A 21,089-nucleotide genomic window follows, 5' to 3' on the forward strand; every position below is an offset into this window, starting at 1 on the left:
AGATGGCGTGACCGTCGAGTCCACAAAGCCGCTGGTCTCGCCTCGCATTGCTGCAGTTTCGTGCTGGCATCAGAGCGATGTCTCGAGCGCCCGAAACCACACTTCGCGTACCCTCTCCACAATCTCCTCAAGGACGTAAAAGACTGTGAACAGGGAAATCATCCTGATGCGCCACGGCCAGCCAAAGCTGGCCGCCACCGACAAACTGTCCGCGCTCGATATGCAGGATTGGAGCAACTTTTCTGAAGACCCAGTAAATAACGGTTTGTACGGCAGCCAGTTTTCACATATGTACCACCTTCATTTCTAGCTCCCCTCAAGACGGCTTCTCCGGACCTTACTTCCCCCCCCTCAGGCCTAGATCCGGCCTTAGCGCACAGCGGTCTATAAAACCTTACAATTGATCCAAAAGAATCACACCGAGTCTTACTCGCATCAACTCAATAGTACAAATACTTTTATTGAAACTGGCATCCAACAAATACACAGCGCAAGCCTTTGCTAACAGATTCACATCTGTATTCTTCTGGCTGTGTCCAGCACTGAACATAGCCATAGTTGCCCGACAGACGGTGATCACCGCTCTGCTTCTACTTTTTGTAACCAATTTATTTCAAACCCTTGATCTAGAGCCTTTTGCATACCGTAAGGCGACTATAAACCTAATAGCACCTAGATTTCTGAACCGCACTTTTATTTTGAAACTGAGTCTATCAACCACCATTACCGTAGATAGACTCAAAGCCGAGCCATATCCTGGCCAACTATTATCAACTTATGTTTGAAAAGGAATTCATAATGAACGCAATCACAAACCTCATCGCAATTGATAATACAGCGGCACTAACGGACAACTGTTCTTCAGTATGTAGCTATAACAGCAGCAATGACAGCAACACCCTTCAGACCTCACTCGCTTTTAGTAACCTAGGCGTAGAATTCTGGACTGGAGAAATAAGCAAATCAAATGCAAAAACAGAAGTCCCCGGCGTCGGCATTACTGGTCCTGGCATCACGATAAACGGAGGCGCATTCTTTACGCTGACGCAGACAGGAAAAACATTCAACATCAGTTTTACAGGCACAATTGTTGATGGCAGATCCAAGAGTTTCAACGATGTAATCGTAGCAACCTTTAGTGTAAAATAAACAAGTAGAACTCAAAGAAACCCATCAATCTTAGGAGAGATGGGTTTCTTAATGAACGTGTAGAACTCAATTAGTCCAAGACACGACGTGGTATTAAATCTTGTGGATCAGGCGCTGAATACTACAAAAATGACTATCAGTGATGCTGTGCCTTTCTTTACGCCATGATGGACTGGGCGAACAATACAACCGCTCCGAAATCACCCAACAACCCATCCCGGAGGGATGCCTGCGACTCGCCGCAACCGCCAGGGTGATTGTCTCAAGCAACGCGCCGCGGGCCCTGACCTCTGTCCAGGCGCTTGGCCTGAACCCCGCCCTGGTCGACGCGCTTTTCGGTGAAGCACAACTGCCTTACGGACGCTGGAAACGGCCACGGCTGTCGCCGTTTACCTGGGCATTTATCCTTCGGGTCCTGTGGTTGTGCGGTTACTCACCCAGCGTCGAATCCGCCGCCACTGCAAAGACCCGCGCCAACACCGCCGCGCGACGCCTTCAAGCCCTCGCCAGCGATGGCCCGGTTCTGCTGCTCGGCCATGGCTTCATGAATCGACTGATCGCCAGGCAACTGGAAGCAGAGGGGATGGATTCGCCAAGCACCTAATGGCGGCAGCCGCTATTGGAGTGCGACGGTGTATCGATATGGCGGGGTTTAGGGGGTGGCCGTTGAGCGGCAGAGCTGTCTAGTGCCGCGTTCACCGCCAGCCAGCGACGCGCAGCATTCCGGGCGGCCACTCAATGGTTATTTTTTCCCGCAGGTTTCCACATCGTCCTGACGGGTCAAGGCAGTGTCGATACCCAGCCGGTAGCGGCAGTAATCGATGATCCAGCCTCGCTCCTGCTCGGTGAGGCGCTCGACTCTCCTGATCTCGCCATCGTTGGCGTGCAGGTTGTAGAACTTCATCTGAACCGTCGGGTGCTGCTTTATGAAGACGATCGTCTCGATATCGCCATCTTCAAGCGCCTGGTAATAGCCGACATAGAACACCGCCAGTAGCGTCAGGACGATTGTGATCAACAGCGTTTTCATGAGCGCGGCATTGTTGGTAGCTGTTGGGGCTTCATCCTGATGTTCCTGGACTTTTCGAGAGCGGCGATATAAGCACAAGATTGCGTGGTCAGGTGTATCTCCTCTCGGATGATTCGCGACATCCTCGACAGCGGCCAGGAGCGCCTGGTCCAGCATCCCAACAGCGGCTGTGCCAATGGCTAATGGAAAACGGCTACCGCATCCTGGACGAGAAAGTGGCGCAGGAAAACCGCTTCAATTACGAAATCAACGTCGCCGATGCGCCGGGCCGATGATCTACAGCGCCGAGGAACTGTACAGCGTGGTTGATGAAGTGGCTGGCGGATGCGAGGCGGGATGGGGGAGTTTGCTAACCGTCGCGATAGGCTGGAATCGGCCGATTCTGTTGAAAAAGTCGGCCATGGTTCCCACGGTAGAAAAGTACGCGTTTGAGATTGAAATCTTTACATTGAGCAGAGGATTTGGGGTCAGATTTCGCGTAGCAGCGCGCAAAAAAGGCGTTTTCAGCGGGCAGTACGCGGGCAGTCTGGAAGAACCGACTTTTTCAACAGAATCGGCCAGAAACGGACAGCCATCTGTCCCCTTTTCTTTGGGACGCCTGGAACTGGTGGTCCGCGAGCAGACTCCCTTAGGTATTCCGGCCTGCGCGACGCCACCACCCTGCCCCGTTCCGTCGTCATCTATACGCTGGGCGAATACAGCCAATTACTCGCCCTCGGCGCCGAAGCCAGACAACAGGACTGCCCCGGCCTGCGCTACCATTCGATACGCGCCCCGGCAATCTGTGCTGGGCACTGCTGACACCACGCGAGATCACCTCGATCGTGCAGACGGCGCACTTCGAGATGATCTGGAATGGGTGGGTTGTGTGGGGGGGGGAATTAGGTGGAGAGTATTAGTAGTGTGTAGCTGGTAAACTAGTTAAACATAGGCGCAAGCAGAATTCTTTGAGGTTGGAGAAAAACACAAAACTTGCATTAAACACCCTACGCATCACTAACGGGAAAGCTTTTAGAAAGCCCCCCTGATTGCACACCTAGCAGCCCATTAAATACAAGGATGAGAAGCTTGGATTATGGCCTTCATTAAAGACATTCGAATAGAAGACAATGCAACTCCTGCTGCTGCCACTTCGAAAATTGTCGCCCAGCGACTAGGTAAAACACTTCGCGAACGTTTTCAGGACTACATACATAAACGTGAATGCACCCCAGAAATGTCCGACTACGAGGTTAAAATGGCTAGTAGAGCCATTGCAGCCTTTTCAATTTACAGTCTAGCATCCGTCGATGAAGCTATTGCAGGCCAGAGTGTTTGCGATAGCTCCAAAGATGGCGGAATTGATGCGGTATGTGTAAACCATAACGAAAAAGTAGTTGTAATTGTACAATCTAAGTTCAACCAAGCGGGCAATGGGACATGGACAAAAGACGACTTTGTTGCTTTTAAATTTGCTTGCGAGAAGCTGCAACTTGAGGAGTACTACAGATTCGATGAAGTCCTTCAACTAATGTCACCTGACATTGACATAGGCCTAAGCTCGCAGGATTACAAATTCCTCTTCGTTATGGCTCACACTGGAAAAAGAGGAGCTGCAGAAGCCATTCTTAGCGACATGCAACTCTGGCAGGATGAGCTTAACTCTGCAGCACTTGCATCCGATACACTCTCACAAGATGAACTACCATTCCAAGTCCACTTAGTATCTGCCGAAGACCTAACTGAATGGATGCAGGCAGGAACACATGTGAGTATCGACCTAGACGACGTTGAGATAGAGGACTATGGTCAAAAAAAAGAACCATACCTGTCATTCTACGGGCAAGTTAGCGGCGACCAAATTCTTGAGTGGTGGGAATCTCATGGCCCTCGACTATTCTCAAAAAACATACGAAATCTATTAGGTGATACCGAAGTCAATGCTTCAATTAAGGAAACAGCCAACAGCGCCCCAGAGATGTTCTGGTACTACAACAACGGCATAACACTGCTAGTGTCCGACATACAACCTCATCGCAGGAATGCTGGCAGAGACACAGCCAGGGGAACCTTTAAATTTTCAAATGTCAGTATTATCAATGGCGCTCAAACGGTAAGTACCATTGGACAAATATTCAAGGGAAGTGCCGAAGAGCGAAGCGTCACTTTATCCCAAATAAGAGTCTCTGCGCGATTTATAAAAGTCAACGACACTGAAAATGCTGAAATTGCAACAGCAATCACAAAAGCTAACAATCACCAGAATAGAGTATTAGGTCGAGACTTCGCCTCTCAGCATCCAGAGCAGATAAGGCTATCGAAAGAGCTTGCCGTAGAAGGTTACCAATATCAACTACTTAGAACATCAGCCCAAACTGGATCGCATGAACCAACTGTAATTGATCTTGATGAAGCCCTTGACGGACTTGCCTGCCTAACCAAGTCCTCATCCATACTTACCACACTTAAAGGGAAGCGAGGACGCTTCTTCGAAAGCCTTGACGGAAACTTTTACAAGACCATATTCAATCCTACAGTATCCGGAATTAAGATTATAAACTCCGTCATACACTTACGCATTATCGAAAGACTGATCTCCGAAAAACTTGAAGGAATTGACAGGGCTGCAAAAAGGAAACAACACTTAATCGTCACCCACGCAAATAGAGTATTGACTTCTCTTCTACTTAGAGAGGCATGTGGAATTTACAGTGCAACAGAAATTGTGCAACCAAAAGAACCACAACTATTTGAAAAACTCGACTTCTTGTGCGAAGAGATTGAGCATTACATAGAGCATGGATATACAAATGCGTATCCCGCAAGGTTCTTTGCAAACACCGAAAAGGTTGACGAGATAATTGATTATCTGACAATTAAACTCAGAACCTACCCGTCTACCAACGGACCTGTTTCATCCCAATGAAACGCCGCGTAACAATCGGGGAAAGACCACGATATTGATGCTGCTGGGGGAATCCTAGGGCTGACTCTGCTGGCAACAAGTGACAGCTCTTGGCCGGATAGCGACGGTCTGGCTTCGGCCGTCGCTATGCATGGTCAGGCCTCGATCTGTTCCGCCATTTCCAAGGCGTCATCGACACCAATTCCCAGGTATCGAACGGTGCTTTCCAGCTTCGTATGGCCGAGCGGGAGTTGGACTGCCCTCAGGTTCCTCTCGTCCTGCGGTAAATCAGGGATACCTTCGTACGCCGCAGCGTGTGGGTACCGTACATGGCCGGATCAAGGCCAATGGCTGTCACCAGGCTTTGACAATTCGAGCGTATTACCTGGTGGAGAGACGTTCTGAGCCTCGCAACCGACTCGGAAACAGGCAATCGTCGCTGCGGAGCTGGGCCTGATGTATCCATACCGCCAAAGCTACCCGGGTTTGCTCTGTGATCTCGAACTGCACTGGTCGTTGAGCTTCTAGTTTTCCCTTGTTCCAAGACTGATGAGTGAAGGTGGCAATGGTGTTCATGGCTTGTCCTCTATGTGAGGGAGGACAAGGGTGGACCAGCAGAGTAATGATCACTAACCGGCCAAGAGCGGACATTCAAATCAACCGGCAATTTAGCTATAAAGACTTGCTCGAATTAGCAAAGTAAATCTGTTTCCTTTCTTCAGTTAGGCCGGCTCTTTTTTCTCCCTGCACTACTCTTGAGACTATAAAACCCGAAAAAAGGTGAGTAGACATGGAATTCATTGCTCAGATTCTAAAAGCTCTGCCTATAGTTGCCACAAGCCCTTATGCCCTAATCGGGTACTTGATTACTGTTGCTGCTTGGACATGGGCGATGCATCGATCTGTACGTCTCAAGATACTAATGGCTCGGCTACACGAACTTCCGGCTGACGAGCGTGTAAAGGTTATTCAACTTGAGCTTGGTGAGGTTCTACCGTCAAGCATTTCACCGGAGCAATGGCTTCGAGCTCGAAATCATCGGCACTTTATGCTTGCCGTAATCGTGCTCCTAGGAACTTTGGCAGCCATCGCAACTGTATCGATCAACGCCGGTGTCGAGCGCGCCAAAGCTGAAGCGCTCGCGAAAGCTAAACAAGACGAGATAGATATTCGCCAAGCTGCACTCACATCAAAGCGCCTCGAGTTTGAACAGCGATTGCAGGATCTTGACCAAAAAATCCTCGAGGCCGAGATGGAATATCGTCAAGGTGCCGCAGGCTTTATGTATGCACCACCAGAGCAAAAAGAAATTGGACTCGCCATCATGGAGGCGGCGAGCGCGAAAATAAAGAAACTTAAAGTCGATAAAGTTAGCATCCAGGCTAAGATCGATGAATTACCTTTGCATTAATGTGTGACAAACTTCTTGTTATGGTAAAAAAACAACTGACTTTCAGGATTCACTTAATGTACTGCGAGGGGCGATGGGAGGAGGCATGCCTGAGATAAAAGAAAATTCTTCAGAACTCTTTTGGCGAGAGTTGAGTCGTTTATAAGGCTGAGGACGACGGCCTTGGCCTGCTGTGGCGTTCCTCTTGATAGTTGCTGTATATGGTTGGAGTAAGTAATGGAGCTATTATATGGATTTGCATTGGAGTACAGATTGATGATCAATGGAAGCATGGCGCTGCTGATGACAATTAGTCCCCTTAGCGTGGTATTTTCGCCTACAAAAAATCGACTATAGGTTGAAAGCGGCCGGTTGAATCCACAGCCGATTACTGCCCTTCGCGAATGACTGCTTCTGGGGTGTTCGCGGTCTCTCATTAAGAACCGCGGACATTCAATTGAGGGCGCCTTAGTCGCGATCGCTCGTCTTTCCCGAATCAAATGCCCGTAAGCCCCAGCACCTCCTACTCACCCCCTCCCCCACAAGCCCGCAGCTGCGCAATATCCCGCTTGGGCGCCAAGCCAAACAGCCGACTGTACTCCCGACTAAACTGCGACGGGCTTTCATAGCCGACCTTGAAGGCGGCACTCGATACGTCCAGATGTTCGTTCATCATCAGGCGTTTGGCTTCGGTCAGCCGTAGCCATTTCTGGTATTGCAACGGGCTCATGGCGGTGAGTTGGCGGAAGTGGTGGTGGAAGGTCGGCGTGCTCATCTGCACCCGGGACGCGAGTTCGTCGACGCGCAGTTGCGCGGTGTAATTCAGTTTCAGCCAGTCGATGGCCCTGGCGATGCGGTGGCCCTGGCCGTCGACGGAGGCGATCTGCCGCAGCCGCGCCGACTGGTCGCTCATCAGCAGGCGGTAGTGGATCTCGCGCTGGATCAGCGGGGCCAGCACCGGGATGGCTTCGGGCTCGTCCAGCAATTCCAGCAGGCGCACGAACGAGGTGAGCATGGCCGGTGTCGTGGTGCCGATTCCCACGCCCTTGCCTGTGCCTCGATCCCGAGGTTGCAGCAGCCCGCCCTGGGCGGCCAGCTCCGCCAGCATCCGTGGGTCGAGCTTGAAGCCCAGCCCCAGGCAGGGTTGTTCCAGGCTGGCGGCCGTCACCTCGGAATTGGCCGGCAGGTCCAGTGAGGTGACGAGGAAGCGCGAGGTGTCGTAGGGGTAGGCTTCGCCGCCGACCCACAGCCGTTTTGCCCCTTGGGCGACGAGGATGATGCTCGGCTCGACCATGCACACGCTGGGCGGCGCAGGGATTTCGCGGCGAAAGAAGCCAAGACCGGGGATAGGTGTCGAGTAGTCCCCCGAGTGTTTGATCCAGGCGCCGATGATGCGCGCAAGGGTTTCCTGGGGTGTCTGGGCGCGGCTGTCGTGTTGGTGTGTCATGTCGGTGTGTACCCTCCTCGCCAAACGTTAACCCGGCCCTTGCGGGCGTCCTACCGTAAAAAGCAAAGTCCAGAGAATCGGGCAAGAATTCCAGCGTAATGCACTACAGGCTGCTTGGACCGGCCCGGGAAAATGACCGTCCAACGTAACGCTGGATGGAGTGTGCAATGTTAGTCAACGCCTATGGCGCCCATGCGGGCGACCAACCTCTCGAACCCCTGCAGATCACCCGCCGCGCCCCTGGCGCCCATGACGTGCAAATCGATATCGCCTTCTGCGGCATCTGCCACTCGGACCTGCACCAGGTGCGCGCCGAGTGGCACGGCACGCAATTTCCCTGCGTGCCCGGCCACGAGATCGTCGGCCGTGTCGCGGCGGTCGGCGCCCATGTGGACGGTTTCCGCCCGGGCGACCTGGTCGGCATCGGCTGCATCGTCGACAGCTGCAAGCACTGCGCCGACTGCGAGGACGGCCTGGAGAACTACTGCGACGGCATGATCGGCACCTACAACTTCCCGACCCCGGATGCCCCGGGCTGGACCCTGGGTGGCTACTCGCAACAGATCGTGGTCCACGAGCGCTACGTGCTGCGCATCCGCCACCCCGAGGAGCAACTGGCCGCCGTCGCGCCGCTGCTGTGCGCGGGCATCACCACCTATTCGCCGCTGCGCCACTGGAACGTCGGCCCCGGCAAGAAAGTCGGCGTGGTCGGCATCGGTGGCCTGGGCCATATGGGCATCAAGCTGGCCCACGCGCTGGGCGCGCATGTGGTGGCCTTCACCACCTCCGACTCCAAGCGCGAAGCTGCCCTGCAACTGGGCGCCGACGAAGTGGTGGTGTCGCGTAATGCCGAGGAGATGGCCGCCCATGCCAAGAGCTTCGACCTGATCCTCAACACCGTGGCCGCGCCCCACGATCTCGATGCTTTCCTGGTGCTGCTCAAGCGCGACGGCAACATGACCCTGGTGGGTGCCCCGGCGACTCCGCATGCCTCGCCCAATGTGTTCAACCTGATCATGAAACGCCGGACCCTCGCCGGCTCGATGATCGGCGGCATTGCCGAGACCCAGGAGATGCTCGACTTCTGCGCCGAGCACGGCATCGTCGCCGACATCGAACTGGTGCGCGCGGACCAGATCAACGAGTCCTACGAGCGCATGCTCAAGGGCGACGTCAAGTACCGCTTCGTTATCGACAACGCCACCCTGGCGGGCTGAGCGCGGCAAGCGCCTGATCCCGAGCCACCTTAGGTAGTTCGGTGGGTGCCCAGGTTGGGCACCCTTTGCTTCGCGGCACCGCGTCCGGTGCCACGTTTTTCTCCAGATCTTCTCCAGCACCGGGGCGGCTGACAGGCAAGACTGTCGGTCGTCACTCACGCGCCTGCGCGGCCCTCAGCGCCGTGCACCCACTTATAAACCGAAGCGCCCGCAAGACCCGGCCCGCAAAACTCATCGGTCTGCGCAGGCGTTTCCAGCCACACAGGAAACCTGTCTCCATGACCGCTACCTTCCACGCCAAATCGCCCGAGGGCCGGCACACCTGGGGCGCCGTGCTGGCCATGGCCCTCGCCGCCTTTGCCCTGGTGGCCTCCGAGTTCATGCCGGTCAGCCTGCTGACGCCTATCGCCGCGGACCTCCAGGTCAGCGAGGGGCAAGCTGGCCAGGGCATTTCCGTCTCCGGGCTGTTTGCCCTGTTCACCAGCCTGCTGATCGCCTCGGTGGCGGCCCGGGTCGACCGCAAGCGGCTGCTGTTGTCCCTGACTCTGTTGATGATCCTCTCCGGAACCCTGGTGGCGTTCGCTCCGGGCTACCTGAGTTTCATGGCCGGCCGCGCGCTGATCGGCGTGGCGATCGGCGGTTTCTGGTCGCTGTCGGCGGCCACCACCCTGCGCCTGGTACCCGAGAACCAGGTGCCGCGCGCCCTGGCCATCGTCAACGGCGGCAATGCCCTGGCGACCGTGATCGCCGCACCCCTGGGCAGCTTCCTTGGCGCCCTCATCGGCTGGCGCGGGGCGTTCTTCTGCGTCGTGCCGGTGGCCGCCATCGCCGCCGTCTGGCTGCTGGTCAGCCTGCCGCCGCTGAAAGCGCAGCCTGCCGCCGGAAGCGGCAATGTCTTCAGCCTGATGAAAAGAATCCCGGTGGCCCTGGGCATGCTGGCGGTCAGCCTGTTTTTCATGGGCCAGTTCATGCTGTTCACCTACCTGCGGCCCTTCCTGGAAACGGTCACCCAGGTCCAGGTGTCGACGCTGTCGCTGATGCTGTTGGTGATAGGCCTGGCCGGTCTGGTCGGCACCTTCCTGATCGAAGCCTTCCTGAAAAACGCCCTGTATCGCACGCTGATCATCATTCCGCTGATGATGGCGGCGATCGCCATGGCCCTGGTGGCGTTTGGCGCTTCGGTGTCGATCACCACTGTCCTGCTCGGCCTCTGGGGCCTGGTGGCGACCGCGGCGCCGGTCGCCTGGTGGACCTGGCTAACCCGCGCCCTGCCGGACGATGCGGAAGCCGGCGGCGGCTTGATGGTGGCGATCATCCAGCTGGCCATAACCGCGGGCGCCACGGTAGGCGGCCTGGCCTTCGACCAGAGCGGTTATCAGGCGACCTTCGAACTGAGCGCGGCAGTGCTGGTGGTTGCCGCCGTGCTGGCGGTACTGGCGGCCCGCGCCACCACGCGCACGCCTTTCAGGGTATCGAACATGGCGGTGTGAGTTGGCTGCAACGGGCCAGGATCATGCAGCGCTGGCTGAAAGGCGATTTCGGGATGGATGCACCGTTCGCCATGGCCCACAATTCGACCTCGATGTTGCCAGGAGTTACTGACGCTGGAGGCAGATTGTGAATGCTCAATACGAGAATTCTTCACTGATAGCGCGTCTTCAAGCACGAGATATGCGCGTATGGTTCGGGTGGAGAAACTCCGCTATTTTATTTTTATTTGAAGAACCTAGATCCGGATGCGACACAAGCGTTTTTTGAGCACTTTCGAAAGTTACGAACCCCTTAAACGCTTGCTCATACAAGATCCAAGTATTCCGAGGCACTGCCTAATATGCAGAAAGATATCTGTGAAAAATACGGGCTACCTATACTTCCTCCAGACGAAATGGTCGCCATTGCGATTGCCACTCTGGGCAAGTCACCTATTTATGGCACACGAATTTCGCTGCCGGAGGGTGGTACTGTCAGTTGGTTTATTCACTGTGGAGAACACTCGAGCGCTGATGATTTTTATCAAGCGGTTCACACTGAGCATCTCAGTGAAATGCTGCCACAGGTGATGAATTACCTCTGCCTACCCGCTGGCGCCAAGTTCATCATCGACAACGAAGGCTACGAAGATGTCTGGATGGAAGGCTGACAAACGAGTGAAAATCATTTAACCGAGATTGTTCATTAGCCCCTCTGGGCGATCCTTGCCAGCAAGGGCGTCCCGAAGGAGAATAACGGGCTTCTAATAACCCTCATGTTGCAGTGGCACCTTCAGGATTTGCCCTCGCTTCATATCTGATTCATACAACAAGGCCACATGGAAAGTGAAAATAAAAACATTATTCATCGCTTCGCTAGGAACTCTATCGCTCATTCAAACATCACTGTCCTTCGCGGACGACAATGGAAAAAACCTCTATTCACAGAGGTGTGCCGTGTGCCACGGAGCGGATATCAAAGGAACCGGGCCATTGGCTAATAAAAGCAATCCTCCAACACCTGACCTTACGACATCCGCCTTCAAGAAACGACTCAATGATTATCCGGGCGTTATTGTTTCATCGATCATACTTCGCCCGAATGGAGACTTGATTCCAAGAACCTTGCGAGAGAATGGTGTAAAGATACCACCGCACGCTTGGAGCATTAAGGATCTGCGCGATCTACATCAATACATGAGTGGCGTGATTTCAAAAAATCGATGATCTTGAGACGAGATATGGGCACAGAAATCCAAGAGCCATTTCAGAGTTGGTTACAAGCAAGTTATTCAGCGAAGAGCTACAGCTACGGAGCAGTGCATGAACGACAAAGAAGCAGCCGTTCTGATTCAAGTTTATGTAGCAGATGATGACGGCCCGTTTTTTGAAGAACTGCCTGCTCGCAAGATCGATCAGGACACTTACCAGCTGCTCTCCTCTCCTGGTATCGCGCTGAATCTGGCACGGGGAGATATTGTTTCAATCAAAGACAGAGAAGCACCTGCCGTCGTCTTGAAACGAGGCGGGAATTTCTGCATCCAGATCTATGCGGACGCTATTCCTCAAGAAGAAATAGCCTGGCTGGAAAACGCCGTGGCCTGTGAGCTGGGTGGAACCCTGGACGGTGTATTTGAGGGAAACCTGTCATTGGCGGTTCCGGCGCGCAATGGGTTGGAGAAGATCAACGACCTCTTTAACAGGTTTCGAGATAGGACAGCGATTCAGTGGTACTACTCCAATATCTATAAAAACCTGGATGATGACGAGGATGAGACACTTTTATATTGGTGGCTCGAACACTGATAGATGCTGATGTCCACGGTCATTTCACCAGGCGCTTTTCCTTCGAAGGCCGGTAGCCGAAGTACGAGCTGTAGCACTTGCTGAAATGGCTCGGCGACACGAAGCCGCAGGCCACCAGCACCTCGACCTGGGACAGCTCGGTGTGCTGCAGCAGTCGGCGCGCTTCGGTGATGCGCAACTCCAGGTAATAGCGCTGCGGGGTGGTGCCCAGTTGCTCCTTGAACAGGCGCTCGATCTGCCGCCGGGAACGCCCGGCGTACTCCGCCAGTTGCTCCATCTGCAGCGGCTCTTCCAGGTTGGCGTCCATCAGCTTGACCACCTCGCGCAAGGGCGCGCTCAGCGAGACATGCAGGGTCGGTTTGATGCGCCGGTAGCGGGATTCCTCGAACGACAGGATATCCTCGATGCCCTCGACCAGCGCCTTGCCGTGCAGCCCCTTGATCCACTCCAGGGCCATATGGAAGGCCCCGGCGGGACTGGAGGCGGTGAGCCGGTCGCGGTCCACCATAAAGGCCTCGCTGGTGACATGGGTGACCTTGGAAATCTCCGCCAGCGCGGGTCGATGTTCCGGGTGGATGGCGCAGCGGTAACCCTCCAGCAACCCCGAGACGCCAAGGAACCAGGCCCCATTCCATAGCCCGGCCAGGGTGATGCCCAGCTCGGCGGCGGCCTTCAGCAGGCTGATCAGCTCGTGATTGACCTTGAGTTCCGTACGGTAGCCGCCGCAGATCACCAGCAGGTCCAGCTCCTTGAGCGCTGGAGCGCTCAGGCGCGCATCGGGGCGGATCACCAGCCCCAGGTCGCTGGTGACCTCGCCGTCCTGCAAGCCAAAGGTCTTGGTGGAGAACAAGGCGGGCCGCAGCAGGTTGGCGGTAATGATGGTATCCAGGGCCTGGGTGAAGGCCGGCAACGAGAAGTGTTCGAGCAGCAGGAAACCTGTCCGGGTATGGGCCGCGGGCACCCGCCGCAGCTCTTCCAGGTAACGCAGGTTCTTGCCCTTCATGCAGCCACTGAAATCCCGCCGTTCAACCGCCATACGCCCTCGCCTCTTTACCCTACCGAACGCAGATATCAGTGTACGTTGAATCCTGGCATCCACAGAAAACCTTGGTTGCAGGCCGTCGAAGGCGCCTCCACCAGGCGACCGGGATTCTACTGTTCCGAGGTTCCACAGGGGCACAAATATCTGACAAGGCTGCCGCTTCCAACCCTCGACGATCAGGCTCCCGCCTCTGCTTAAAAACCCCGATCTGCTGCGTGTCTCAGGCCGGGTAGCTTTTTCGTTTCTGCGCCGCTTTTGCATTTCTGTGCGACAGATCCCACTTCGGGGACTCCCGTACCAATCCCTCACGGTGTTAGCTTGGGAAGGTTGATCAGACAATTCCTAACAATCTGCAAGGAACGCCTCCCGCAATGGATTTTTCCCTCAAGCAACTGGCCGCGGCCACCCTGATGCTGGCCAGCCTGTCAGCCTTCACCACGACCGCCCACGCCAACATCACCCCGCAGCAGAACGCGGCGATCCTCAAGAGCTTCGCCGATGCATCGGTCAAGGACTTCCGCCAGTTCCTCGGCACCCTGGGCAAGAGCGAGCTGGCCAAGAACGCCAACCTCGGCCCGGCCATCAGCGCCTTCCTCGACAACAAGGCGCTTTCCGCCGAGCAGCAGAACGAGATCCATCGCCTGCTGGGCCTCTATGCCCGGGTGAAGTACGGCAAGGCCGCCACCGAAACCCTGCGCGAGCTGGTGGCCATCCCCACCGTGCGTGTCGATGGCGTGCCCCAGCACGAGAACCCCGAGTTCATCAAGATCGCCGACAAGATCCAGGCCCTGGCCAAGGCCTTCAACCTGAACTTCCGCAACATCGACAACCGCGTCTACGAGATCTCCCTGGAAGGCAGCGGCAATGAAGTGGTGGGCATCCACGCCCATGCCGACGTGGTGCCGGTGACGCCGGAGAACTGGGTGCTGCAGGACGGCACCAAGCTCGACCCGTTCAAGGTCACCCTGGTCGGCGACCGCATGTATGGCCGCGGCACCGAGGACGACAAGAACGGCATAGTCGTGGCCCTGTACGCGATGAAGATCATCAAGGAAGAGAAGCTGCCGCTGGCGCGCAACTTCAAGCTGCTGGTGGACACCACCGAGGAAACCAGCGGCGACGCCATCCCCTACTACTTCGAACACAACCCGACGCCGAACTACAACCTGGCGCTGGATGGCGGCTACCCGGTGGTGATCGCCGAAAAAGGCTACGGCACCGTGATGGCCAGCTTCCCGCGGCGTACCGCCGAGGGCAAAGGCGCACAAATCGTCTCGATGACCGGCGGCCTGGCCACCAACCAGATCCCGGGCGCCTCGGTGGCCACCCTGGTGACCGACAAGCCCGCCGAACTGGCCGCCAGCCTGCAGAAAGCCGGCAGCGAATACGCCAAGGCCCATGGCGGCGACTTCAGCGTGGCCGCCAAGGTCGTAGGCAAGGACGTCAAGCTGACGGTCACCGGCGTGTCCGCCCACTCCTCCGAGCCCGAGTCCGGGGTCAACCCGGTGGCGCGCATGCTCGACTTCATCAACAGCCTCGACGGCAAGGTCGCGCTCAAGCGCAACCAGATCACCGACGCCGCCCGCTACGCCGCCGACAACTGGGGCCTGGACTACCTGGGCAACAAGCTGGGGGTCGGTTTCGCCGATGACTTCATGGGCCCGCTGACCACCTCCCTGACCTATGTCGGCCAGGATGAACAGGCCTTCAAGCTGGCGGTCAACCTGCGCGTGCCCAAGGGCAAGACCCCGGAGGTGCTGCAACAGCAGATCGCCGACAAGCTGGCCGCCTGGAGCAAGAAGAACCAGGTCGCGGTGAACTTCGACTACAAGGTCGCCGAGCCGATGTACCGCAACCCCGAGGGTGAATGGGTCAAGGCGCTGTTGGCGGTGGCCAGTGAAAACCTGGGCATGAAGCACGAGTTCGGCACCTCCGCCGGCGCCACCTCGGTGCACGAGCTGCCCAACGGCGTGCAATTCGGCCTGGCCCGTCCCGAGGTCAAGTACACCGGCCACAACGACAACGAGTTCAAGACCGTCGAGCAGTTCCAGCTGGACCTGCAGATCGTCACTGAAATGTTCGGTCGCATCGGCCAGTTGCCGAAACTCTGAGCCCTTTCGGACCCGCCGCCCTGGCGGGTCCACTGCGGTGCTCATCCCGATCCAGGTCGGGCTCGAGTCCTGTCCCCCCTGATGCACGACCGGCCAGACGCCATGTCGTTTCTGGGCATGTCGACAGGCAGATAGTGGCATATTGACGCCATCCAAAAGGATAGAATCAGTTGCAAGCGGCCAGGGTTGGCCAACCCACGCCGGCATTGCGTAAGGAAAACGCTCTGCCTGCGTCTTTTTGCCGTATTTCATTAAACCGCCACCAGAACCCTGTACTAGGATACGAGGCGGCGGCGAATCCGGCGAAAGGCTCTAAACATAGTCTCGCCGCACTCGTCGCTTACTAAGGCAAGTGTCGTGCAACACGAAACTCATGGATGAAATGATGAACTCACAAATACTGTTCCCACACATTGGCAAGGTCATCGCCAGCACTGGCAGTCGCAGTTTTCCGCGCATGCTGCATGATCTGATACGTACCCAACTGGCGGTGGACGCCACGCATATCACCCAGATGCGTGTGTATTCAGAGGGTCAATCGCAGCCCAGAAACGCCCGCGACGAGGTCTACAGCGACTCCACGCCCGCCCCGTCCGGAGAGCATTCGACGGCACGCCCTGCCGAGACCGCCGCGCAATTGCACCTGACCAGCCACAAGGACGATTACCGCTACGTGATCTCGGTATACCGCTCCTGCCAGTCACAGAGTTTTTCGCACCAGGAACGCACCCTGCTGCGGGACTTTTCCCCGCTGCTGCTGCCCATGGTGGAGGAACACCTGGCGGCGCTGCAGCCGCACAACGCCCCAGGGGACCACCCCGAGGCCGCCGACAGCCTGGAACACCAGGGCCTGGAAACCCTGCGCCTGCGCTTCGCCGCGCGCCTGCGGCAATCGGGGCTGAAGCTATCGAACCGGGAAATGCAGGTCTGCGTCGGCCTGCTCGCCGGGCGCACCGCCCCCGAGCTGGCCGGGCAATTGAAACTCAAGGTGCACACGGTCGAGAGCTACCTCAAGCGGGCGGCGATCAAGATGGGGATCAGCGGGCGCCACTCACTGCTGCGCTGGATGTACTCCCCGGACGAGGCCACGGCCACCCCAGGCCCGAGCACCAGCCTCTGATCCTCCAGGCCTGAGCCGGCTGTTCAGGACTGGGTAAATGAATGGGAAACCCAGGTGCAGCCGGTGCAACGACAAGGAGACGCCCCGCTCAGTCGTCCATGAGCGGGGCAAGCCCTGAAGGCCAGCGGCATCAAGCCGCCACTTCCCGCCCCTGCGCCGCCCCATGCCTCGCGCCGGCCCGGAGCCCATGACGCAGCTTCAAGGCCGGCCGCTCGACGCAGTAGTAGGAAACACCGCTGAATAACAGCGACAGCGCCAGCACGCTGGCCACTATGGGCGCATCGTAGGCCACCGGCCAGAACGCCCGCAGCAGGTACATCACCACAAAGTGATTGAGGAACACGCCGTAGCTGATGTTCCCGAGGAACTCGTCGATCCGGTGGAATCCGAGCTTCGTCAGCAGGTACACGGCCGGCACGCCCAGCGCCAGGCCGGCGGTCACCTCGGCATTGAACGGCCGGCGCTCTATCCAGCCGGCCATGATCGCCACGAAGATCAAGGCCGCCGCCACGGCGCTGCCGCCAGCGATCATCAACCCCTTCGCCCGCGCCTGGTACAGGTAGCTGCCGCACAGGAACATGAACAGCACGCCGGGCAGTAGCCGGTAGCCGTACAGGTCGGTGTTGATGAACCCCAGGCACGCGGCGAGGAAGACCGCCACCGACAGGGCAAAGGTAACGCCGCGCGCCCGGTAGAGGATCAGGAACGGGATCACCAGGTAGAAGCACATCTCCAGCCCCAGCGACCAGGCCGGCGGCAAGATCTCCACGCCGGCCGCCCCGAACATATAGAAACCCAGGGGCACGATGGGCAGGCTGGCGGCGATGTTCCTCAGCGTCAGCTCGGCGGCTTGCGGCGTGCCGGGCAGCAGGAAATAGATCACCGCGCAGGAGGCGGCGAAGTAGAACAGAAATTGCGGGTAAAGCCGCAAGGCCCTGTCCAGGTAGAACAGGCCGATTTTTTCCGGCGCCCTGTAGCTGCGCTCGATCAGCGAGGTCATCACGAAACCGCTGATGATCAGGAAGGAAATCACGGCAACCACCCCGGGATTGAGCCCCATGAATGTCTTGCCCATATGCGAAACGGCCACCAGGACAGCCAACAACAGACGATACGCACCCACTCGCGACCCCAAACGTCCTTGTAATTGTGACGCGTAAACTACGCTGCTTTGCGTGGGGAAAACAGGCCTTTTGCCATATTCCGTGGGCGCAACCACAGCCTTTTTCGCTCGGTTGCCGGCAGCCCGCCCAGGCTTGGCCTGGGCGGGTTGTGCACTTCAGTCCCGCGCCAGGGCTTCGATCGGGTCCAGCCGCGCGGCGTTGCGCGCCGGTACGAAGCCGAAGACGATGCCGATCAGGGTCGAGCAGGCGAACGCGGTGACGATCGAGCCCATGGAAAACACCATTTCCCATTCCTTGACGAACAGCGAGAACAGGTAGCCGATGGCGTAAGACAGGGTGATGCCGATCATCCCGCCGATCAGGCAGACCATCACCGCCTCCACCAGGAACTGCTGGCGGATGTCCGACTGGCGCGCGCCCACCGCCATGCGGATGCCGATCTCGCGGGTGCGCTCGGTGACCGACACCAGCATGATGTTCATCACACCGATGCCACCGACCACCAGGGAAATCACCGCGATCAGCGACAGCAGCAGCGCCAGGGAACGGCTGGTCTTCTGCACCGTCTGCATGATGCTGTCCAGGTTGTTGGTGAAGAAGTCCTTGGTGCCGTGGCGTTGCAGCATCAGCTTGGTGACGTTGTCTTCCACCACCTTGCTCGGCTGGCCGTCCTTGATCCGCACCGTGATGCTGTCCAGGTAACGCTGGCCCAGCAGGCGCCCGGCCGCGGTTTCATAGGGCACCCAGACATTCAGCGCCTTGCTCGCGGCGAACATGTTCTTGTTCTCGGCGGTTACGCCAATCACGGTGCACGGCAGGTTGCCCACCAGGATCACCTGGCCCAGGGGATCCTCCCCGGGGCCGAACAGGCGATGGCGGGTGTTGTGGTCGATGACCACCACCTGGGCCTGGCGCCGGGCGTCGCTTTCGCTGAAGGCGATGCCGGCCGCCAGCTTCAGCCCGCGCACCTGGAAGTACTGGTCGCTGACGCCGTTGACCTGGGCGTCGAGGTCGATATTGCGGTAGCGCAGCAACATGTTGCGCCCCACCACCGGGGTGGCGCTGTCGACGTAATACAGCTGGTTGAGGGCCGCGACGTCGGCCGGCACCAGGGTCTCGATGGCCGTCGCCCGGCTGTCACCGAAGCTGGTGCCGGAATAGATATCGATGGTGTTGCTGCCGATGGCCTGGATGTCCTTGAGCACATAGCGCTTGGCGCCCTCGCCGATGGCCGAGATCGACACCACCGAGGTGATGCCGATGACGATCCCGAGCATGGTCAGCAAGGTGCGCATGCGATGGGAAATCAGCGCCACCCAGGCCATGTTGAAGGCCTCGCGGAACAGCCCCAGGCTGGCCACCAGGCGCCGCGCGCCATTGCCCTTGAGGGCCACCGGCGGCTCGCTGGGTGCCTGGGCGCCCTCGCGGACATTGGCCTGGTCGCTGAGGATCTCGCCGTCGCGCACCTCGATGATCCGCTCGGCATTGGCCGCGACCTTGGGGTCGTGGGTGACGATGATCACCGTGTGCCCGAGGGCATGCAGCTCCAGCAGGATATTCATCACCTCCTTGCCGCTGGCGGTGTCCAGGGCGCCGGTGGGTTCGTCGGCGAGTATCACTTCGCCGCCGTTCATCAAGGCCCGGGCGATACTCACCCGCTGCTGCTGGCCGCCGGACAGTTGGCTCGGCCGATGGCCCAGGTGCCCGGTCAGCCCCAGCCGCGCCAGCAACTCGCGGGCCCGGCCGTGGCGCTTGGCCTCGGCGGTGCCGGCATAGATCGCCGGCATCTCGACGTTGTGCATGGCGCTCAGGTGCGGCAGCAGGTGGTAACGCTGGAAGATGAAACCGAAGTAGTCGCGGCGCAGCTCCGCCAGGGCCTGGTCGTCGAGGTCGCGGGTTTCCTGGCCGTTGATCCGGTAGCTGCCGCCGGTGGCGTAGTCGAGGCAGCCGAGGATGTTCATCAGGGTCGACTTGCCGGAGCCCGAGGCCCCGGTGATCGCTACCATCTCGCCGGCGTTAATCCTCAGGTCGATGTGCTTGAGGGCCATGAACTCGCGCTCGCCGGCCATGAAACTGCGGCTGATGCCTTTGAGCTCCAACAGGGGTTGAAACTGGGGCTGGGTCATGGTCAGGCCCCCGCCACGGCCGGCACCGGATCGCCGATCACCACCTGCTCGCCTTCGGCCAGGCCGTCCTTGATCTGCACCTTGACGTTGTTGTTGATGCCGGTCTGCACGTTGCGCTGCTGGGCCTGCCCCTTGGCGTCGAGAACCCGCACCGGGAAGCTGCCGTCGTTGTTGCGCGGGCCCAGCGCGGCCACCGGCACCGTCAGCACATCCTTGGCGGTGTCGAGCACGATGCGCACCTGGGCGGTCATGGAAATCCGCAGGCGATGATCGGGGTTGGGCACATCGAACAGCGCGTTGTAGAACACCGCGGTGGTCTGTTTCGGCGTGCCGGCGGGCGGGGTGTCGAGGAAGTTCTGCGGCGCAGGCTCGGTTCCGCGCAGCTTGCCGTAGTAGCGCCGGTCCTCGCCGAGAATGGTGAAGTACACCTCCTGGCCGGGGCTGATATGGATCACGTCGGCCTCCGAGACCTGGGCCTTGACGGTCATGGTGTCGAGGTCGGCCAGCTTGAGCAGCACCGGCGCCAACTGGTTGGCGATCACGGTCTGGCCTTCCTGGGTGACGATGCCCACCACGTCGCCGTCGATGGGCGCGACGATGCGCGTATAGGCCAGGTTGACCTTGGCGGTGTCGATCTGGATATGCGCGTTCTTGATCTGCGCATCCAGGGACAACAGGTTGGCGCGCTGCACCTCATAGTTGGCCGTGGCGGTCTCGAACTCCTGCTTGGAAATCGCCGCGTCTTCCTGCAAGCCCAGGTAGCGCTCGTAGATCGACTTGGTTTCCTTGAGCTGGGCAATGGTGGCGCGCCGTTGCGCCTGCAGGTTTTCCTCGTCGACCTGGGCCTGGCGCAAGGTGTTCTGCAGCACCAGCGGGTCGATTTCCGCCAGCCACTGGCCCTTCTTCACCTTGTCGCCGAGCTTGACCTTGAGCGACTTCAACTGCCCGGACACCTGGGCGCCGACATCCACCTGCTTGATGCCTTCGAGCAGACCCGAGGCCAGCACCGCGTTCTCGATATCGCCACGCTCGGCCTTGGCGGTCAGGTACTGCGGTGCCTCCGCCGGTGCCCGCACCGCGTAGAAAATCAAACCGGCCACCACGACCAGCGCCAACCCCATAGCGATTTTGCGAAACTTCGACTTTTCCATAGGTGACCACAAATCCGTTGAGG

16 protein-coding genes and 4 pseudogenes are annotated in these 21,089 nt (G+C 58.1%); 13 read left to right on the forward strand and 7 right to left on the reverse strand.

The annotated features are described in order from the left end of the window. Positions 1-145 precede the first annotated feature (145 nt). From C4K38_RS32775 to C4K38_RS32600, 3 genes and pseudogenes are all read left to right on the forward strand, one after another. Positions 146-232: pseudogene (locus C4K38_RS32775) on the forward strand (histidine phosphatase family protein); the annotation flags it as partial. Between the two features lie 566 nt (positions 233-798). Further along, positions 799-1,149, forward strand: coding sequence for a hypothetical protein (locus C4K38_RS18340; RefSeq protein WP_124345297.1), 351 nt, complete (start codon positions 799-801; stop codon positions 1,147-1,149). A 178-nt stretch (positions 1,150-1,327) separates the two neighbouring features. After that, a pseudogene (locus tag C4K38_RS32600) lies at positions 1,328-1,805 on the forward strand (histidine phosphatase family protein); the annotation flags it as partial. An 86-nt stretch (positions 1,806-1,891) separates the two neighbouring features. On the opposite strand, the gene C4K38_RS18350 reads toward C4K38_RS32600, so the two are convergent. Next, positions 1,892-2,179 carry a hypothetical protein gene (locus C4K38_RS18350; RefSeq protein WP_053279634.1) on the reverse strand — a complete coding sequence of 96 codons (288 nt, stop codon included), beginning with the start codon at positions 2,177-2,179 and terminating at the stop codon, positions 1,892-1,894. Between the two features lie 111 nt (positions 2,180-2,290). Between C4K38_RS18350 and C4K38_RS18355 the strand changes: the two are divergent. Further along, positions 2,291-2,477 (forward strand): annotated as a pseudogene (locus C4K38_RS18355) (tRNA (adenine-N(1))-methyltransferase); the annotation flags it as partial. Positions 2,478-3,254: 777 nt separating this feature from the next. Then, complete coding sequence (locus C4K38_RS18365) at positions 3,255-5,084, forward strand: AIPR family protein (protein ID WP_081001535.1); 1,830 nt, start codon at positions 3,255-3,257, stop codon at positions 5,082-5,084. 134 nt (positions 5,085-5,218) lie between these two features. Here the strand turns inward: C4K38_RS18365 and C4K38_RS18370 are convergent. Then, positions 5,219-5,588: pseudogene (locus C4K38_RS18370) on the reverse strand (tyrosine-type recombinase/integrase); the annotation flags it as partial. 265 nt (positions 5,589-5,853) lie between these two features. Between C4K38_RS18370 and C4K38_RS18375 the strand changes: the two are divergent. Next, complete coding sequence (locus C4K38_RS18375; RefSeq protein ID WP_124345298.1) at positions 5,854-6,474, forward strand: hypothetical protein; 621 nt, start codon at positions 5,854-5,856, stop codon at positions 6,472-6,474. 502 nt (positions 6,475-6,976) lie between these two features. On the opposite strand, the gene C4K38_RS18380 is transcribed toward C4K38_RS18375, so the two are convergent. Next, complete coding sequence (locus tag C4K38_RS18380) at positions 6,977-7,900, reverse strand: AraC family transcriptional regulator (protein WP_053279637.1); 924 nt, start codon at positions 7,898-7,900, stop codon at positions 6,977-6,979. A 167-nt stretch (positions 7,901-8,067) separates the two neighbouring features. Here C4K38_RS18380 and C4K38_RS18385 point away from each other — a divergent pair, with 167 nt between their 5' ends. The 5 genes from C4K38_RS18385 (at position 8,068) to C4K38_RS18405 (ending at position 12,392) form a co-directional block, all read left to right on the forward strand. After that, a complete protein-coding gene (locus C4K38_RS18385) occupies positions 8,068-9,117 on the forward strand; it encodes an NAD(P)-dependent alcohol dehydrogenase (RefSeq protein WP_053279638.1) in 1,050 nt (349 codons plus the stop codon). 278 nt (positions 9,118-9,395) lie between these two features. Continuing rightward, on the forward strand, positions 9,396-10,607 hold the full coding sequence (locus tag C4K38_RS18390; RefSeq protein WP_053279639.1) for an MFS transporter: 1,212 nt from the start codon (positions 9,396-9,398) through the stop codon (positions 10,605-10,607). 341 nt (positions 10,608-10,948) lie between these two features. Continuing rightward, the gene (locus tag C4K38_RS18395; protein ID WP_053279640.1) at positions 10,949-11,257 is read left to right on the forward strand and encodes an immunity protein Imm33 domain-containing protein; all 309 of its coding nucleotides are present in this window, start codon (positions 10,949-10,951) and stop codon (positions 11,255-11,257) included. A gap of 175 nt (positions 11,258-11,432) precedes the next feature. Then, positions 11,433-11,813 carry a c-type cytochrome gene (locus tag C4K38_RS18400; protein WP_172833174.1) on the forward strand — a complete coding sequence of 127 codons (381 nt, stop codon included), beginning with the start codon at positions 11,433-11,435 and terminating at the stop codon, positions 11,811-11,813. Between the two features lie 96 nt (positions 11,814-11,909). Beyond that, positions 11,910-12,392 (forward strand): DUF4265 domain-containing protein, encoded by a 483-nt coding sequence (locus C4K38_RS18405; RefSeq protein ID WP_053279641.1) that lies wholly within the window; start codon positions 11,910-11,912, stop codon positions 12,390-12,392. Between the two features lie 19 nt (positions 12,393-12,411). Here the strand turns inward: C4K38_RS18405 and C4K38_RS18410 are convergent, their stop codons facing one another. After that, positions 12,412-13,428: a GlxA family transcriptional regulator gene (locus tag C4K38_RS18410; protein WP_053279642.1), complete on the reverse strand. Its 1,017-nt coding sequence runs from the start codon at positions 13,426-13,428 to the stop codon at positions 12,412-12,414. A 377-nt stretch (positions 13,429-13,805) separates the two neighbouring features. Here C4K38_RS18410 and C4K38_RS18415 point away from each other — a divergent pair, with 377 nt between their 5' ends. Together C4K38_RS18415 and C4K38_RS18420 are read left to right on the forward strand one after the other, a co-directional pair. Next, a complete protein-coding gene (locus C4K38_RS18415; RefSeq protein ID WP_053279643.1) occupies positions 13,806-15,545 on the forward strand; it encodes a dipeptidase in 1,740 nt (579 codons plus the stop codon). Between the two features lie 385 nt (positions 15,546-15,930). Then, positions 15,931-16,665 carry a helix-turn-helix transcriptional regulator gene (locus C4K38_RS18420; RefSeq protein ID WP_053279695.1) on the forward strand — a complete coding sequence of 245 codons (735 nt, stop codon included), beginning with the start codon at positions 15,931-15,933 and terminating at the stop codon, positions 16,663-16,665. Positions 16,666-16,795: 130 nt separating this feature from the next. Here the strand turns inward: C4K38_RS18420 and C4K38_RS18425 are convergent, their stop codons facing one another. From C4K38_RS18425 to macA, 3 genes are all read right to left on the reverse strand, one after another. Continuing rightward, positions 16,796-17,788: an acyltransferase family protein gene (locus C4K38_RS18425; protein WP_053279644.1), complete on the reverse strand. Its 993-nt coding sequence runs from the start codon at positions 17,786-17,788 to the stop codon at positions 16,796-16,798. Positions 17,789-17,944: 156 nt separating this feature from the next. Continuing rightward, on the reverse strand, positions 17,945-19,915 hold the full coding sequence (locus C4K38_RS18430; RefSeq protein ID WP_053279645.1) for a MacB family efflux pump subunit: 1,971 nt from the start codon (positions 19,913-19,915) through the stop codon (positions 17,945-17,947). Positions 19,916-19,917: 2 nt separating this feature from the next. Further along, the gene (gene macA / locus C4K38_RS18435; protein ID WP_053279646.1) at positions 19,918-21,066 is read right to left on the reverse strand and encodes a macrolide transporter subunit MacA; all 1,149 of its coding nucleotides are present in this window, start codon (positions 21,064-21,066) and stop codon (positions 19,918-19,920) included. Positions 21,067-21,089 lie beyond the last annotated feature (23 nt).

Source organism: Pseudomonas chlororaphis subsp. piscium (assembly GCF_003850345.1).
In the GTDB taxonomy this organism is placed as follows: domain Bacteria; phylum Pseudomonadota; class Gammaproteobacteria; order Pseudomonadales; family Pseudomonadaceae; genus Aquipseudomonas; species Aquipseudomonas piscium.

Bases quoted from the DNA above. Each gene is read 5' to 3' on its own strand.
- C4K38_RS18340 (WP_124345297.1), top strand. From the start codon at position 799: ATGAACGCAATCACAAACCTCATCGCAATTGATAATACAGCGGCACTA.
- C4K38_RS18350 (WP_053279634.1), bottom strand. From the start codon at position 2,179: ATGAAAACGCTGTTGATCACAATCGTCCTGACGCTACTGGCGGTGTTC.
- C4K38_RS18365 (WP_081001535.1), top strand. From the start codon at position 3,255: ATGGCCTTCATTAAAGACATTCGAATAGAAGACAATGCAACTCCTGCT.
- C4K38_RS18375 (WP_124345298.1), top strand. From the start codon at position 5,854: ATGGAATTCATTGCTCAGATTCTAAAAGCTCTGCCTATAGTTGCCACA.
- C4K38_RS18380 (WP_053279637.1), bottom strand. From the start codon at position 7,900: ATGACACACCAACACGACAGCCGCGCCCAGACACCCCAGGAAACCCTT.
- C4K38_RS18385 (WP_053279638.1), top strand. From the start codon at position 8,068: ATGTTAGTCAACGCCTATGGCGCCCATGCGGGCGACCAACCTCTCGAA.
- C4K38_RS18390 (WP_053279639.1), top strand. From the start codon at position 9,396: ATGACCGCTACCTTCCACGCCAAATCGCCCGAGGGCCGGCACACCTGG.
- C4K38_RS18395 (WP_053279640.1), top strand. From the start codon at position 10,949: ATGCAGAAAGATATCTGTGAAAAATACGGGCTACCTATACTTCCTCCA.
- C4K38_RS18405 (WP_053279641.1), top strand. From the start codon at position 11,910: ATGAACGACAAAGAAGCAGCCGTTCTGATTCAAGTTTATGTAGCAGAT.
- C4K38_RS18410 (WP_053279642.1), bottom strand. From the start codon at position 13,428: ATGGCGGTTGAACGGCGGGATTTCAGTGGCTGCATGAAGGGCAAGAAC.
- C4K38_RS18415 (WP_053279643.1), top strand. From the start codon at position 13,806: ATGGATTTTTCCCTCAAGCAACTGGCCGCGGCCACCCTGATGCTGGCC.
- C4K38_RS18420 (WP_053279695.1), top strand. From the start codon at position 15,931: ATGAACTCACAAATACTGTTCCCACACATTGGCAAGGTCATCGCCAGC.
- C4K38_RS18430 (WP_053279645.1), bottom strand. From the start codon at position 19,915: ATGACCCAGCCCCAGTTTCAACCCCTGTTGGAGCTCAAAGGCATCAGC.
- macA (WP_053279646.1), bottom strand. From the start codon at position 21,066: ATGGAAAAGTCGAAGTTTCGCAAAATCGCTATGGGGTTGGCGCTGGTC.